Source organism: Actinomyces sp. HMSC065F11, assembly GCF_001813085.1.
GTDB classification, from domain to species: domain Bacteria; phylum Actinomycetota; class Actinomycetes; order Actinomycetales; family Actinomycetaceae; genus Gleimia; species Gleimia europaea.
Window position 1 is genome coordinate 97,664 of the sequence record NZ_KV811482.1, and the last position, 16,136, is coordinate 113,799.

Consider the following 16,136-nt stretch of genomic DNA (forward strand, 5'->3'; position numbering starts at 1 on the left):
GCGTGGAAACATGAACATGCCACTACCGCTCTCACAAGGCAACTGGGACCCCTGCACCTATGCGCGCCCATTCATTGACCCGCGAGCAGTCGCCAAACGCGAAATCCCCGCCAAAACAATGTACGACACCATTGCGCAACACTGCGGCGACCTCCAAGTTGAAACCACCTTTGCCTACCTGATCAGTGAACGAGGCCGGTTCATCCCCAACTCTCAAGGCGGAGCAAGGCACGGCCTCGACGGCGTGGATCCGCACCAGATCAAACGAGTTTTCTTTCTGGGAGCGCAGGGCCGCGCGGCCCTCCTCGGTATTCAACTACACCCCACCGACAGTGACGGATATGCCGACCTGCGTCAAAATACCCACCTTGACCCAACGGATGTGCAACTGCTGGCAACCTGCTCCGGGCTGGCAAACTGGCACGACAATGGCGCTTTTTGTGCGCGCTGCGGCGAGCGCACAATCTACGCAGCCGCAGGGTGGGAGCGCAAATGTCTGGGCTGTGCGCGCATCGAATACCCGCGCACCGACCCGTCAATAATCGTTGCGATTCATGATCAAAACGATCGCATTCTGGTAGCGCACAACACGAGGTGGCGGCCAACATACGCCTCCCTAGTTGCCGGATTCATGGAAATGGGCGAAGCACCCGAACAGACCGTCGCGCGAGAAACACTAGAAGAAGTTGGACTACGCGTAGACCGGATCGAGTACGTCGCATCCCAAGCATGGCCCTTCCCCCGGTCCCTCATGCTCGGCTACCGTGCGCGGGTTGTGGACGGAGCCGGGCTGGAACCGACTGTGGACGGAGTCGAGATCGACTGGGCCCGCTGGTACACGCGCGAAGAATACGGTGCCGCCCTCAAAAACGGGCAGATCGAAGCACCCGGCCCCATCTCCATCGCCCGCGCCATCATCCGCCACTGGTACGGACAGCCCCTGCCCGGCGACGAGTAACCCTGTTACGGGGCGCGCCGCTTTGGCGAGCAGGCGCAACCCAAGCCTGACAGCGGCTTTGGTTTCCTCTGCCCCGAGTAGCCACCCCCTGCGCAACCCAGGGCAACAAGGAACACCTTGACCATCGTGTGGTCACTCGCTCAAACCGTCATCCACCGGCCTGAAAACCGGGAAAACCACGCGAATTAGGTAAGTTTTGCAATCCACAACCAACGCGCCCACAATTTGATGTCCGTCCCCTAACGCATAATGGTTAAGGACAGGAGGTAAAGCAGATTGGGACAAAATCCAGACGCCCTACTTGAAGCACTTGACCCGGAGCAACGCCAAGTGGCCATGCAAGTTACCGGGCCGCTATCCGTGCTGGCCGGCGCCGGAACCGGTAAAACCCGTGCCATCACCTACAGGCTTGCATACGGCAGTGCTATAGGCGCGTTTGATCCGGCATCCGTCCTCGCTGTCACCTTCACCCAACGCGCAGCCGCCGAGATGCGCACGCGGCTACGAGACCTGGGCGTGCCCGGCGCACAAGCCAGAACTTTCCACTCTGCCGCACTACGCCAACTTCGCTACTTCTGGCCCCGAGCCATTGGCGGGCCCATGCGGCCCATCATGGACTACAAAGCACCCATCGTCGCCAACGCCGCCAGACGCCTGGGGCTGTCCATAGACAAGACCGCAATTCGCGACATGTCCGCAGAGATTGAATGGGCAAAAGTCTCCATGATCGGGCCCGACGCGTACGTTGACGCCGCCACAACGCAGCTACGCGAAGCGCCCGCCGACCTCGACCTCGAAACCATGGCAAACCTGCTGGCCGCATACGAAGATTCCAAAGACGAGCGGGGCGTCATCGACTTCGAAGACGTCCTCCTTCTGCTAACAGGCCTTCTTCAGGAACGCGACGATATCGCGCGAGCCGTGCGATCCCAATACCGCAACTTCGTTGTCGATGAATTCCAAGACGTCTCAGCTCTTCAATTCGCACTCCTCCAAGAATGGCTTGGCGGCCGGCACGATGTTTGCGTAGTAGGAGACGTAGCCCAAACAATTTACTCCTTCGCCGGAGCAGACCCGGCCTACCTCGTAAATTTCGAAAAATACCATCCTGGAGCGCGGCGCGTGCAACTCAACCGAGACTACCGCTCCACGCCGCAAATCGTTTCCATTGCTAACAAAGTCCTCGAAGGAGCCGCGAATACCCGACGTAGAGATACCGCTGCGGGCAAAGGCATGCCCGAAGGCGCCGTTCGACTCAAATCGCAGCGCCCCTCAGGGCCGGCCGTGTCTTTCGTCTCCTACGCCGACGACCAATCCGAAGCAGCCGGTATCGCCGCCCACATCAAATCCCTAACAGAAGACGGCGTACCACTTCAAGACATAGCGATCCTTTACCGCACTAATGCGCAATCCGAAGCCTTCGAACAAGCGCTCGCGGACGCCGGCATAGGTTTCATCATTCGCGGGGGAGAGAAGTTCTTTGAACGCGAAGAAATTCGACGCGCGATGGTGATCCTGCGTCAGCTGGTACGCATTAACCTGCCCGGTGCTGCCACGAATTCTGGAGGAGGGAACGAGGCAGGAAATCTAGACGCACCCGGTAAACCAGAACAGGTGGACGCTAGCGGGCTGGGTCTTGAAGAGAACACCGTCGAAGCAGTCAAGAATGTTGCTTCCGGGCTGGGCTGGACGGTGAAACCTCCATCAGGACAAGGCGCGGTACGAGAAAAATGGGAGAGTCTCGACGCCCTCGTGAACCTTGCCATTGAGCGAGAAGATTTGCCGCTTGCCGAGTTTGTGCAAGAGCTCAATGAAAGAGCCGAAGCTCAGCTGGCCCCCACCATTTCTGGCGTCACCCTCTCATCACTACATGCCGCGAAAGGCCTGGAATGGGAAGCCGTCTTCCTCGCGGGTACATCCGAGGGTTTACTTCCCATCTCGCTTGCAAAAACACCGGAGGCGATTGAGGAGGAGCGGCGTTTGCTCTATGTGGGAGTGACCAGAGCAAAAACGCACCTCGTGGTTTCCTACGCCAAATCGCGCGGAGCAGGCAGAAATAAGACGCGTGAGAACTCGAGATTCCTCGACTCGATTTGGCCCGTTGAAGAGTACAAACCCATCAAGCCTAAACGTGTCGCTCCCAAGTTGAAAGACGAGCTTGCCGACGCTCCCGAAGATGTAAAGCGTCTATTCGAAGAACTCAGACAATGGCGCTTGCAACTATCGCGGGAGATCTCTAAACCGGCGTACACCATATTCACCGACCGCACGCTTATGACCATAGCCGACGCGAAACCCGAAACGCTGATTCAACTGCGGACAATCCCCGGTATTGGAGCCACTAAGAGCGAAAAGTACGGCGCCAATGTTCTGAAGATTATTCGGGACTTCGCGGGGGAATGAAACGCGGGTGAGGGCCGCTTTGTTTATGCGTCCGGGGAAGCGCCGCTTTGTTGCTGCAGCCTCGGCGCTCGCCAGGAGGCGGGGGCGAAAACCTGCTTTGCGCTCCCACTGCAGCACTAGCGTGTTTCCTCCATTTCGCTGACTTATCCTTTTATTCGTGATCCGATTGCTTCCGCACCGGAACCTTCACACTGGCAGGTAGGCCAGTGCATGAGCATTCGCGGTGGATCGGCCAGCTGAATCTATCCACAACAAAATTCTCGTCAATGAACCGCACCTCACCCGGCGGTAAACCGTAACCGTCAATCTCGTTCGCCACCAGGCGCGCCGTCATCATTGCCGAGGCTGCTATCAAGTCAGGGGAGAGGCTCGGAAATGGTTGATGGCGACACTGAACCTGCAACGCGGGCCACTCCTCATCGACGTCGCGTAAGTTGCGGTCCACGCACTCCAGACACGGGGATCCGCCCGTGCGGACAAATGGGCCAACCTGGACATTATCCTCGTTAAAAATTACTGATAGTAACGGGATACCCGAATCCTGCCACTCACGGATCAGCGAGTATGACGATGCCCTCGCGAACAACGCAATAATGAGATGTGGTTCAGATGCCAACGGCTTGCCCAGACCGACACTCCGATTTAACGTTGTGCGCGAAGAATTACCCATGTCATCGCCCAAATACCGCAGGTCAAGTCGTTTGATCGACGCGCCGCGAAGCGACTCCACGAGGGCTGACAAATAGGTCCTCATCTTGAGGAACTGTGTGGGATCGCCACAACTGTGCGCCACTATGTCAACGCGGATCTGCTCGCGTTTGCCGAGGGCATTGGTGGTGCCATCTCTTCGCATTAGTCGCTTACTGTCACTGGTTGACTGCACCTCTGCGGCAAGCTGGGTTAGATGGCGCTGTTTTAGTAGATCTTCAAGCTTTTGGACGCGAGCTTCAGAAATGTTGCGCTTCTTCGCGCGTGCATGTGTGGCTGTGTTGGACGAGTGGAACTTCAAACTCTGTAAGTAGGACTGCTCTACGGGTTCAAGACCGGTGAGCACTGTGCTCGCTGGCCCCATGCCAACTTGTACGTCTCCGTTCGCGCGAACAAAAACGGCTGTTCCTTCACGAAGCTGCATTGCTCCTCCTTGGATCCGCGTGGGGATCTACTTGTGGCAACCGGGCAGCAGGTTGACCGGGCTTATGTCTTTCTATAGGGTTCACGATTCCAGAATGTGATGGCAGGGTCCAGGGGTGAGCCGCCGCTGTGGAAAACCTGCTCTTTCATCGATTCAGACCCAAAGCGGCCAAAACGGGGTGCTGTTTGTACAGTTCCCCTCACAGATGTAGCTGCAGCCACCGCCTCGTGCGTGATTCAGACCCAAAATGGCCGAAAGCAGTCTCCAATTTGCCGCTTTCCCTCATGGATGCGGTGAGGAGGTTTCGACTCTTGATGGTATTCAGACCCAAAGCGGCCAAAACGGGGTGCCATTTGGACAGTTCCCCTCACGGACGTGGTTGCAGTTGAGCCGCGTTGCGGTATTCAGAGGTGAACTGGCGGTTAAAGAGCCCAAAGATTGTAGCGCGTCCCTATAACTGTTGGTGAATCTGTCTTAGCTTTGCCGCCTATCTCGCTTACGGCGCAATTGTTGCTTTCCGAGTTCTGCATCCATTGTTGAAGCTCGACACGAGCAATATTCAGGTGATTATCCTCGGGGCGGTTGTCGGAGCTATGTGCGTCGGGCTGATCGAGGTTTCCTGGAGGGTTCTTGACAGATCCAGAGATCGCCATCCGGTTTAGTAAATTTTCTCTCCTATCCATAGGCGCCGATAATTCATAGGGCATTCACAGTTTTTAATTTTCCGGGCTACTATTGAATGTTGATTACGGAGATCATCCGTTAAATAGACGTTTTTGTAGGAGGCATCATGGATGAGTTCTTTTGGGGCGTTGAGAGCCCTGGCATGATCGACTGGTCGGCTATGCCGACATACAACACGATTATGGCGGTGGCAGCAGGTGCTGCGCTGATCGCTTTGGCGATGATGCTGGGGGACTTGAGGAAGTCGCTGGAGGGCAAGCCGTTTAAGGCTGATGGCTACTCGATGGCATTCGGTGCTCTTGGGCTGATTCTGGTGACTACCGGTTTCCACATGACCACTACTTGGCCACTAGCCGCTGGAGGCTTCGCGTACGACAACATCATCTTCGGTGAGACCTGCCTCGGTTTCGGTGCGTTGCTGATCTTCGCATGTTTTTACCTTTGGAAGCGTCGTAATGACCTTATGGAGTCTCAGGACGCTTACTCAGATCTGCTAAGTACTGCTAAACCACTTTCCATCTTCGCGGGTGGTTTGGGCTTGGGGCTTTGGGGTATTTCCCTGGCCGGCGTCATGTACAAGCTGTTCACTGCGCCGCCTCAGGAACCAATCTCCGGTTTCTTCGCTACCTGGCCTTGGTTTGAAGCAATCTTCATGTCGGTCTTCTTCTTCGTCATCGGCCTGGCTTGCGTGCTGTTCCCGTTTGGCGTTTTCCGGGCTTCGAATGAGGCCAACAGCGAAGCTAAGGGCGGCGGCCTGATGGCTCTCGTGATGCGTTTGTGGATGATTTGCGGCATTCTGATCGGCCTGTTTGGCTGTTTGAACTTCTACACGCACATCGGACTCATCGTAAACACGATGTAGCATTTCATAACTTCAAAAATGTGGGAGCCTTAGCTCCCACATTTTCTATGTCAGGACGGATAGGAGAGTTCCCGTCGAGATGCCCAGGCCGGTGAAAAGGCGGATGACGAGGGCGCCGAAGCTTCGCGCATCAACGTCCTCTAAGAGAACATAACTAACCCCGGAGGTCAGGTATGCCTGGTATTGCCTTCGCTACCGATCCTCGTCATCGCGAGAGGTAGCATCATCACCGGAGTCGTCGGCGGACCCATCCCGGCTATGATCCGAATCCGACCCTTCAGCACCAGACACTGACCCTCTATCCTGAGAGCCTGATCCGTTGGCATCAGAATCTGACGCATCGGAAACGGCATCGGGAGAGCCGACGCGCTTTGCATCGCCCTCCGAATCTTGGCCCGGCTCAAGTCCTTCAGCCCAGCCCAGGGTGCCCTCCAACAACTGTTCCAGAGCTGCGTCAATGTCTGCATCGGCGTCGGCCTTTTGCTTACGCGCAAGAAGGAAAGCCTCTGGGTTGGCAAGCTCCGTAGCCGTTGGAGCAAAGTCGGGGTGATTCCAAAGCGCATCGCGCTCACTGCGGCCTCGTTCGCTTGAAACAATCTGCCAAAGCTGCGCGGCATTACGCGCCTGACGAGGACGCAACTTAAGGCCGATCAGTTTTTCAAGCATCTGCTCCGCGGCACCGCCCGAAATGCGCCGGCGACGCATCAACTCGCGCAACTGCTCAATGTGTGGCAGGTACGGGCGACCAGCTTCGAGAGTGATCACCTCAACCCAACCTTCTACGAGCGCAAGTTGGGTTTCTAAATCCTCAAGCGCCTTCTCCTGCGAGGGAGTGGGCTCCCCGTTGAACGCCCCAGCCGTCATCGCATCCTGGAGTGCCGCCATGTCTGTCGGGTCAATCGAAGTGGCAGCCTCGTAAATCGCATCCGTATCAATACGGATCTCGGCCGCGTAGTTCTGCACGGACTGCAAGATTTCTGACCGCAACCAGGACACGGAATGGAACAGTCTGGCGTGCGCGACCTCTCGTAATGCGAGGAACTGGTAAACCTCATCCGTTGGGATATCCAGACCATCCACGAAGGAGTTCACATTAGGAACAACGAGGGCAGTGCTACCCCCATCGGTTAACGGAATGCCTACATCGGTTGAGCCAAACGCTTCATGAGAGAGACCACCGAGGGCCTCGCCGATCTGGCCGGCAAAAACCGCTGCGGAGAGACGCTCCATCATGGGTTGCGCCTGGGTGAACATGGCAGACAACCCCTCCGGCAATTCGCCGATTCCCTGATTCGTCATCTGATCCATCTGCTGCTTCAAAGCATCCGAGAGGGCGCGCGCCGCATTCGCCGCAACCGGCTCGACCATCTGCTTCCACGTGTCAAGGGTGTTGTCCACCCAGTCAGAGCGGCGCCATGCGTGGCGTTCACCTTGCGGAGGAGTTAAATCCGTAACCGCATCCAGCCACAAATCGCCAACCTGTAGTGCTTGGCGGATACGCTGGCCCTCCGCTGCAGAAATCTGCAAGTCGCCGTCCCCCCATGCGCGGTGGCGGGCGATCTCATGGGCCATCTTCCAGTTGATTGGACCGCTACTTGAACTCATCATGTAGTTCAGTTGCCCAAGCATCGAGCGCATCTCTTCGGGAGTGCCGGGGAACTTCATGCCGGCGCCCATCGACGCGGGGTCAACGCCGCTAGAGCGCATCGCCTTTATCATCTCGTCAGCAGCTTCACTGCCGAGCATGCTTCGTAGCATGTCCTCCCACGGCGACCTCTTGCTGTGATCGTTCGAGTCAAACATGTCCGGGTTGTTTTCACTCATGTCCTACAAATTACCGCCTCTTTTGAAATGTCGCGCTGAGAGAGCGTGGGATGAGGGTGTTTTTGGCTGGTATTTAGCGGTTTAGCCCGTAGCGAACTGATTCTATACGTGAAGGGAAGTGGTGGAGAAGAAGGGGTGTAACTGCCGGGGAGTGAACCATGGCATTCACGTGCGTGAGGGGAAGTGGGCTGTAGTGCGCGAGATTACTAAAGATATGAGATGGCATTCACGTGCGTGAGCGGAAGTGGCTGGTTTCGTGCTTAGACCCGCCACTTCCGGTCTGAATGCCGAAGGAGCGCTTGGTTGGAATCAGCTGCGTGAGTGGAAGTGGTCAATCAAACTCCCTTTTCGACCACTTTGTATCTGAATACGCATTGGTGAGTAGAGACTTAACTGCATCCGTGAGGGGAAGTGACGGTTTTGGGGGCTGAACCTGCCAGCTCCCCTCACGCACATAATGACCCCGCGCCTCTTTACACTTGGAAAAGGTCGAGTCATTCGCGCAAAATGGTTTCGGCGGTCCACACAGTGCTAGACCGGTTGGAGGAACACATGGCTATCGAGTATTACAACGCTCCCTCGGAAATGAACGAGGGCGGCGAGAATCGGCCTGCTCATGCGCGTTCCCTCCGTAGAAAAATCGGACGGTGGGGTGCGCTAATAGGCGCGTTAGTTCTGGTCGGGGTCATTGCATTAGCGGTTCCGATGCCGTATGTGATTACGTCTCCGGGGCCGACGTACGACGTCCTCGGTTCTATGAATGGTGATCCTGTAATCGAAATTGCCGCCCCCGACGTTGCGAAGCAGTCCGAGGGGCAGCTACGCATGGTCACTGTGTCGAGTTTAGGCGGTCCGGATGCACACGTGTCCCTCGTGGATTTTCTACTGGCGAAGCTAGATCCGTCGAGCAATGTAAGGCCGGTGGAGGAGGTCTATCCGCGTGACCTTACCCGCGAAGAATTGGATGAGCTCAGTAAAATCCAGATGACCTCCTCGCAGTCGACCGCCGCCTCAGTGGCGCTGGAGGAGCTCGGCTACGACGTGGACGTGACCATGACGGTTGCGGGCGCAACATCGGGATCGCACGCTGAGGGTGTGGTCGAGGAGGGCGATGTGCTCCAAGCGATCATCACTCCGGATGGGGAGAGGCATGCGGTTGACCGACCGTCGGTTCCGTTCGCGCTTCCAAAGACTCTCCCGCCAGAAACACCCGTGAAACTGGAAATCTTGCGTAACGGTGAGAAGAAAACCCTTGCTATGCGCACCTATCTGCCTGAGGAGGCGGGGCCGGACTTTATGGGTTCTCGGTTCGGTATCTACCTGAGCGCGGACGTGAAACTACCTGTCGACGTAACAATTCACCTGGAGAACGTCGGCGGCCCATCGGCCGGTTTGATGTTCGCACTCGGAATCATAGATAAGTTCACCGGCGGCGATTCGACCGGCGGTGCGATTATCGCGGGCACCGGCGCGATCGGATATGACGGTGAGGTGCAGCCAATCGGCGGCATTGTGCAGAAAATGTACGGTTCAAAGCGCGATGGTGCCCAATGGTTCCTTGCCCCGAAGTCGAATTGCGACGAGGTGGTGGGAAACATCCCCGATGGCCTAGAGGTCTGGCCGGTTTCGACGCTTGCGGAAGCACGCGAGGCGGTGCAGGCCATCTCGAAGGGAGCCACTATCGATCACCCGGTGTGCGAGGCCAAATGATCCTTCGCCGGGCATGAAGGCGCTTCGGGTCCTCTCCCACTGGCCCAGGGTTCCTGCGGCGTACACCATTCCGACCCAAACTGGCGTGTGCCCGGCTTCGATTAGGCTCTTCCCCTCACAGACGTGGCAAGGCGATTACTTATCTACAAGTATTCAGACCCAAACTGGCAAAAACCGAGCGCTGATTAGGCGCTTCCCCTCACGGATGTGGTTGAAGCCGTATCGTTTTGCGGTATTCCGAGGGGAACTGGCAGATTCAGCGTGCAAAACCGCCACTTCCCCTCACAGAGGTAGCTAGGTCTCCGCTTGCCGACGAGCATTCAGACCTGAAGCGGCGATTCTCACGTCGCTTCAGGTCAGTTTCCCTCACGCACCTTCACTAGCGCGAGGAGTGTAGAACAACTAGCGCGAGAAGTGTGAAGCCGCCGCAAGAGCGGGAGGTTAGCAGCCGCAGCCGCCGCCCCCACAGCCAGCGTCGCTGCCTTGTCCGCTCCCGGATCCGCAGCCTCCTCCGGACCCGCAGCCGCAGCCGCTACCGCATCCTCCGGACCGGCGCTCTTCGGCGGGCATGAACGTGGTGAACAAGGCTTCAACCAGGCCAGGAACGAGGTTGGTGCCTTCGGCGACCTCATCATCGTTATCATGCGAGCGGGCTCGCACAGCACACCAGGACTCGCCGGTACGGAGAACGCCCGCAACAATGCGGACCTCGTCCCGGTCAGGGTGATTAGCGAAGAACTCGACGGCCTCTACCGGATCGGCGGGCGCCTGCTCCTGCACGGCGGGCGGAACCATCACTCGTTCGGTGGCAACTGCTGCGCCCGCAACCGACTCGGGCCAGCCCAGTTGCGCGAGGGTTTCCTCCAGATCTTCGCCAGGCAAATCCTCCTGAATGACTGCAGTGAGGGCGGTCTCGGTGCCGTCCCAGCTGGCCTCGAGGTGTGCGCGCATGTCCGCGGGGAGTTCCTCCAAAGCCAACAACTCTCCCGTGGGTACCAGTGCGTAAACAGTGGAGGCGTGATCCCAACCCAAGGCCGAGGCCGCTCGCTCAATCTCGTGCACAGCGTGCGTGAGGCCAAGCTGGGCACTGGTTACGCCATTTGACTTGGGGGAGGCTGGTGCAGCCTCGTCCTCGTTAAACATTGTTCACTTCCTTTGTCCGTAGCTCGCCCTACACTTGAACCAGAACGTTCAGCCCCGATCGGTAGCGCGTAAGGCAGGTATGTTAAGCACCATTATTCCCGTGTGCCTTATGCCTCGCCAATCGGTAGACTGGACGGACGATGTAAGCAAACTCGCTAGTTTTCGAGAGGAAAAACGTGAGCGGTTTTCCATTCCAGGGCTTTCCTGAGCAGCCTCGGCCGCAAAAGCCCAGTCATCCTAAGAAAGGGATGACGCCTTTCCGGATCACCATCTTGGTGCTTGTGATTCTTGGGGCGTTCATCTACGTTGCGTCCGATTTGTGGACGCAGGTCCTTTGGTTCAACCAGTTGGAAGCCCAACGAGTGCTGTGGACCAAGTGGCTGTCGATTCTAGCGATTGTCGCTGTGGCAACGGTTGTGAACGCTACTATTGTTGGCCTGAACATGAACTGGGCGCACAAGAAACGTCCGCGTTCAATGCTTGGAGGCCGTAGCGAAAGCCTAATGCAGTATCAGGAGAAAATGACGTCGCTGCGACGCGTCATTTTCTGGGGAGTTCCGCTGGTAATCGGTCTATTTACTGGCCTCGGGCTTGCCGCAGATTGGCGGCAGATCATCATGTGGATGAACCGAACTCCGTTCGGAGTTACGGATCCGCAGTTCAACACCGACGTTTCGTTCTACGTGTTCACGTTGCCGCTCTTGAAGATGATCCTCTCGCTTTTCACAACGGTGTTTGTCGTGAGCCTTCTCGCTTCCATCGTGGTGCACTACCTTTACGGTGCTATTCAGGTGGCTCCTCGTTTTCGGGTTACGAGGCCGGCTCGGCGTCAGGTTGGAATCCTTGCGGCAATCCTGTCGCTAGTGGTTGGCCTGCGCTATTGGATTGCCCCTTACCGGGCGCTGGTTGAGACCACCGGATCACCTTCGGATGGCGCCCTGTACACGCAGGTTAATGCTTACATTCCGGCGCAGCTGATACTCGCGGTTATCTCGGTGCTTGTAGCGATACTCTTCGTGGTTGCGGCCTTCCGCGGCACATGGCACCTGCCCGTGGCGGGTGTTGCTGTTACGGTGGTTTCCGCCCTTGTTCTGGGAATGGCATACCCTGCGCTGATCCAACAGTTCAAGGTGCGTCCAAACGAGCGCGCCCTGCAGTCGCCCTACATTCAGCGCAACATTGACGCGACGCTTGCGGCATATGACCTCGAGGATGTTGAAGTTCAGACCTACGCGGCGAGGACTGATACCGCCACTGGCCAGCTCCGTGACGATGCGGCGTCAACGCAGCAGATCCGTCTTATTGACCCGGACATAATTTCACCGACTGTTCGACAGCTAAAGCAGTCGCGCTCGTACTATACGTTCGAGGATCAGCTGAACGTTGATCGTTACGAGATTGACGGTCAGAAGAGGGACACGGTTATCGCGGTTCGCGAGATCGACCTCGAGGGCCTCGACAACAACGAACAGAACTGGGTTAACAGGCACACCATTTTCACGCACGGATACGGCGTGGTGGCCGCTTACGGCAACAGGGTTGACTCGAAGGGTGAGCCGCAGTGGTGGGAGGACGGTATTCCTTCCACCGGCGACGTTGGAGAGTATGAGCAGAGGGTGTATTTCTCGCCGAACTCGCCCGAATACTCGATTGTTGGCGCTCCTGAAGGATCCGACCCGCTCGAGTTGGACTATCCCGATGAGCAGTCCGGCGGCCAGGTTCCAACCACGTTCGATGGTGATGGTGGCCCGTCCATTGGTAACTTCTTCAACAAACTCCTATTTGCAATCAAGTTCCAGTCGACGAACATCTTCTTCGCGTCTCAGATTAACTCTGAATCGCAGATTCTGTACGACCGTGACCCGGCACTACGAGTTTCGAAGGTTGCACCCTACCTCACGCTTGACCGTAGGCCCTACCCGGCAGTGGTAGACGTGGATGGTGACCCGTCCACGCCTAAACGCCTCGTGTGGATCGTGGATGCTTACACCACGTCGAACCACTATCCGTATGCGCAGCACGTGAATGTTTCCGCAGCAACTGCGGATGCCTCCACGCAGGATTCAGCGCTGTACGCCGCGCAGCCGAACATCAACTACATGCGTAACTCGGTGAAGGCAGTGGTTGATGCCTACGATGGTTCAGTTTCTCTCTACCAGTGGGATGAGGAGGATCCGATCCTTAAGTCCTGGATGAAGACCTTCCCCGGTCAGGTGAAGCCGCTCGCGGACATTTCGGGTGACCTGATGGCGCACCTTCGCTACCCGCAGGACCTGTTCAAGGTTCAGAGGTCGTTGCTTGCCGCATATCACGTGACCGAGGCCGGCGATTTCTACACGGGCGGTGACCGTTGGAGGCTGTCCGAAAACCCCACGTCAGTGCGAAACGTTGATGGCTCTACGCCAGTTCAGCCTCCGTACTACTTGACGATGCAGATGCCGGGCCAAGAAAGCGCAGAGTTCTCACTGACCTCGGTATTCGTGCCGGGCGGACGTGCGGATCGAGAACCGATGGCAGGCTTCCTCGCTGTTGACTCTGAGACGGGGTCTGAGGCAGGTAAGGTGCGTGAGGGGTATGGTCAGTTGCGTCTGCTCGCGCTTCCATCCTCGACCACGGTGCCGGGGCCGGGCCAGGTGCAGAACAACTTCAACGCGAACGCGGAGATTGCGCGAGAGCTGAACCTGATGGACCAAGAAGGGTCCGAGGTAATCCTCGGAAATCTGCTGACTCTGCCTGTTGGTGGCGGCCTGCTATACGTGCAGCCGGTCTACCTACAGGGTACGGGTTCAACCAAGTACCCGGTTCTGCGTAAGGTCATGACCGCGTTTGGTGATTCCGTTGGCTTTAGTGAGACGCTTGAGGGCGCCCTCGATATGACATTCAAGGGTGACTCGGCGGCGGAGCTAGCTGAAGGCACGGGAAGTACGGACGGATCCGGATCGGGAGACGGTGAGGATTTGGACCTGTCGACCCAGCAGAAGCTGACCAGCGCCTTGCAAGGTGCACGTGATGCCATCATTGCGGGTGAGGACGCGATGAAGGCTGGCGATTGGGCCGAGTACGGTAAGCAGCAACAACGCTTGCAGAACTACTTGACTCAAGCACTGCGTTTGCAGAACGAGCTGGACACGCAAACTCAGCTCAGCCCTGAGGAACTCACTGTTGACGCGCCTGAACCGACGGCCGCGCCCACTGAGCCGGAGGGCACAGCCGCTAAGTAGTAGGGCAAACCTGGGGCCTCCCGTCTGCCGCTGACAAGCTGGTAGGCGGGAGGCCTTGCTTTACCCCGGGGTGGGCGCCGCGGCGTTGCCTCCGGCGATGAGGGCTCATGGGCCTGGCTTCGGCCCGCGCTTTTGGTGGGCCCGGCCTCTGCATAAGGCTCGAATTCTCGGTTGGCAGCTCTAAACCACGTGCCCGACGGGAAATGCCTATTTTGGTGGTAATTCTGGCCGGTTGGGTCGGAATGCGGTCACAAACGGATTGCCTTGCCGCGCTGCGTGAGAGAAAGCGCCTGATTTCTCCCTCGTTCTCGCCGTTTTGGGTCTGAAAGCTAGTGGAGCGCTCGAGCGCCTAACGGTTTCGAGAGGGGAAGTGCCTCCATGATCAGGATTTTGTGTCACTTTGGGTCTCGCACGCGATCGGGACGCGCATGACATACGGTTGTAGCGGGTAGCCAGGAAGGGAGGCCGTTTTGAACCTAATCGTCGAGGTAGCAGATATAACTTTGTTCGAAGTCGATGTGATTGTGAATGCGGCAAATTCCTCGCTGCTGGGAGGAGGCGGGGTTGATGGCGCAATTCATCGGGCAGCCGGTCCGGGTTTGCTTAAAGAATGCCGCAAGATACGGGACACGGAGTTGCCGGACGGGCTACCAACTGGGCAGGCCGTAGCTACAAAGGCTTATGAACTGCAGGCACTTTGGGTCATCCACACGGTTGGTCCGAATCGGCATGCAGGCGAGGGAGATCCGCATCTGCTCGAGTCGGCATTCCGGAGCTCTTTGGAGTTAGCTACACAGTTGGGTGCCCGATCGGTGGCTTTCCCAGCTATTTCTGCTGGCGCCTACGGTTGGGGAATGGACGAGGTCGCGCGGGTCGCGGCTTCAGCTGTTATGGCCTGGAACAGTGCAGAGAATGGTGCTTGCAGGGCTTTACAAACGATTATTTTTGCGGTTACGAATGAGAATGCTCGCGCGATATTTGAATCGGCGCTAACGCTAGCCGCGGGCTCGTTCGAAGTTGATTAAGGAGGACGCTGATGGCGTGGGTGATTCTAGTGGTTTCTGCGATGTTTGAGGCCATGTGGGCAAGTGCATTGGACCGTATGGCGGGTGGTGCTCTTACGTTGCTAAATGTGCTGAGTTTTGTGGTCGGTTCGATAATCTCTGTGGGTGGCCTGTATTTGGCGCTACGTGACTTGCCGGTTGGAACGTCCTACGCGATTTGGGTTGGGATTGGTGCGGCAACAACGGTGTTGTGGGCAGCGTTCGCTGGGGTTGAGACACTAACAGCTTTGAAGTTGGTCTTCATTGGCATGATCGTTGCTGGCGTTGCCGGCCTAAAAGTTGTGTCATAGCGTGGGGGAGCACACGCACGAGTCTTGAAATAGGCTTCCCACACGTGGGGTGGTGCTTCGTTTCAATGTTCAGATGAGGCGTCTCGTTAATGCTCCGGGAAAGTATCTGGATCTAAGCTTGCCGAGGCGAGTGGACAGGCTCCCAGATTTGAACTCTCCCCAGGTGAACCGTTCGAGGTGTGGGAGTTTGCTGCGAATAGTCTCTTCTCGTTGACGCTCGTCATGTAGGACAGTCTCGGGACTGACCAGGCTGCCGTCGTATTTGATCATGCCGTCAAATTCGAGCGCTAGCCCCTTCGATGGGTAGGCGAAGTCCGCGAAGTAGCGGCGTCTGCCTTCTCCGATTTCGAATTGCTCGGTGGCGGGAGGAAATCCAAAACGGTGAAGTTCGAGTCTTAGTAGCGATTCGCCGATGCTTTCCGACCAGGGGGAGACGAGACGCAGATTGCGGCGTGCGCGTCGTTTGCCACGGTGATCTTTTCGGCTTGCCAGGATTGTTTCGAACCTTAGAAGGATGGTCCTAAAGGCTGTTTCGACGGCTGCCCGGTCACGTTTGTGTTCACGGACGCGTTGTTGGATGAACCAGTCGACTATGGGCACACAATGGCGTGCGGGGTGGCGCGCCAGTAGCTCCACACAGAGGTAGTCCCACCTCAGCGTTTTCATGCCATCGATTGTTGTGTAGGCGGACGCGGGAAGGGTTCTGGAGCTTCGTTTGACCACTGCCTCGTGGATTCGAGGCAGAGTGTGGCTGTGCGTTGGTGCGGATGCCTCTAGGCTTGTTCCGGGCGATCCCGAGGGTGCTTGTGCGGGCAAAAGACCGAGGGCGTTGCCGAACCACTGGT

General features: G+C 57.3%; 10 protein-coding genes and 1 pseudogene. 7 read left to right on the forward strand and 4 right to left on the reverse strand.

The genetic code is table 11. The features are described 5' to 3' along the window. Nucleotides 1-10 precede the first annotated feature (10 nt). Together nudC and HMPREF2891_RS06910 are read left to right on the forward strand one after the other, a co-directional pair. The gene (nudC, locus tag HMPREF2891_RS06905; protein WP_070664656.1) at nucleotides 11-958 is read left to right on the forward strand and encodes an NAD(+) diphosphatase; all 948 of its coding nucleotides are present in this window, start codon (nucleotides 11-13) and stop codon (nucleotides 956-958) included. A gap of 276 nt (nucleotides 959-1,234) precedes the next feature. Continuing rightward, the gene (locus HMPREF2891_RS06910; protein WP_070664658.1) at nucleotides 1,235-3,361 is read left to right on the forward strand and encodes an ATP-dependent DNA helicase UvrD2; all 2,127 of its coding nucleotides are present in this window, start codon (nucleotides 1,235-1,237) and stop codon (nucleotides 3,359-3,361) included. Between the two features lie 151 nt (nucleotides 3,362-3,512). Here HMPREF2891_RS06910 and HMPREF2891_RS06915 read toward each other — a convergent pair whose 3' ends face one another. After that, the gene (locus HMPREF2891_RS06915) at nucleotides 3,513-4,493 is read right to left on the reverse strand and encodes a hypothetical protein (RefSeq protein WP_070664659.1); all 981 of its coding nucleotides are present in this window, start codon (nucleotides 4,491-4,493) and stop codon (nucleotides 3,513-3,515) included. Between the two features lie 790 nt (nucleotides 4,494-5,283). Here HMPREF2891_RS06915 and HMPREF2891_RS06925 point away from each other — a divergent pair. After that, the gene (locus HMPREF2891_RS06925; RefSeq protein ID WP_070664662.1) at nucleotides 5,284-6,039 is read left to right on the forward strand and encodes a DUF981 family protein; all 756 of its coding nucleotides are present in this window, start codon (nucleotides 5,284-5,286) and stop codon (nucleotides 6,037-6,039) included. A 192-nt stretch (nucleotides 6,040-6,231) separates the two neighbouring features. On the opposite strand, the gene HMPREF2891_RS06930 is transcribed toward HMPREF2891_RS06925, so the two are convergent. Continuing rightward, entirely contained in the window at nucleotides 6,232-7,863 is a 1,632-nt protein-coding gene (locus HMPREF2891_RS06930) for a zinc-dependent metalloprotease (RefSeq protein WP_083311293.1), read from the reverse strand. Nucleotides 7,864-8,415: 552 nt separating this feature from the next. Here HMPREF2891_RS06930 and HMPREF2891_RS06935 point away from each other — a divergent pair. Next, entirely contained in the window at nucleotides 8,416-9,573 is a 1,158-nt protein-coding gene (locus tag HMPREF2891_RS06935) for a YlbL family protein (protein WP_261666849.1), read from the forward strand. Nucleotides 9,574-10,014: 441 nt separating this feature from the next. On the opposite strand, the gene HMPREF2891_RS06940 is transcribed toward HMPREF2891_RS06935, so the two are convergent. After that, nucleotides 10,015-10,716 (reverse strand): PPA1309 family protein, encoded by a 702-nt coding sequence (locus HMPREF2891_RS06940; protein WP_070620925.1) that lies wholly within the window; start codon nucleotides 10,714-10,716, stop codon nucleotides 10,015-10,017. Nucleotides 10,717-10,892: 176 nt separating this feature from the next. Between HMPREF2891_RS06940 and HMPREF2891_RS06945 the strand changes: the two genes are divergently transcribed. The 3 genes from HMPREF2891_RS06945 (at nucleotide 10,893) to HMPREF2891_RS06955 (ending at nucleotide 15,291) form a co-directional block, all read left to right on the forward strand. Beyond that, entirely contained in the window at nucleotides 10,893-13,937 is a 3,045-nt protein-coding gene (locus HMPREF2891_RS06945; RefSeq protein ID WP_034509202.1) for a UPF0182 family membrane protein, read from the forward strand. 470 nt (nucleotides 13,938-14,407) lie between these two features. Beyond that, nucleotides 14,408-14,962 carry an O-acetyl-ADP-ribose deacetylase gene (locus HMPREF2891_RS06950; protein WP_070664663.1) on the forward strand — a complete coding sequence of 185 codons (555 nt, stop codon included), beginning with the start codon at nucleotides 14,408-14,410 and terminating at the stop codon, nucleotides 14,960-14,962. Between the two features lie 11 nt (nucleotides 14,963-14,973). Continuing rightward, on the forward strand, nucleotides 14,974-15,291 hold the full coding sequence (locus tag HMPREF2891_RS06955; protein ID WP_070620914.1) for a DMT family transporter: 318 nt from the start codon (nucleotides 14,974-14,976) through the stop codon (nucleotides 15,289-15,291). A 69-nt stretch (nucleotides 15,292-15,360) separates the two neighbouring features. Here HMPREF2891_RS06955 and HMPREF2891_RS06960 read toward each other — a convergent pair. Then, a pseudogene (locus HMPREF2891_RS06960) lies at nucleotides 15,361-16,136 on the reverse strand (hypothetical protein); the annotation flags it as partial.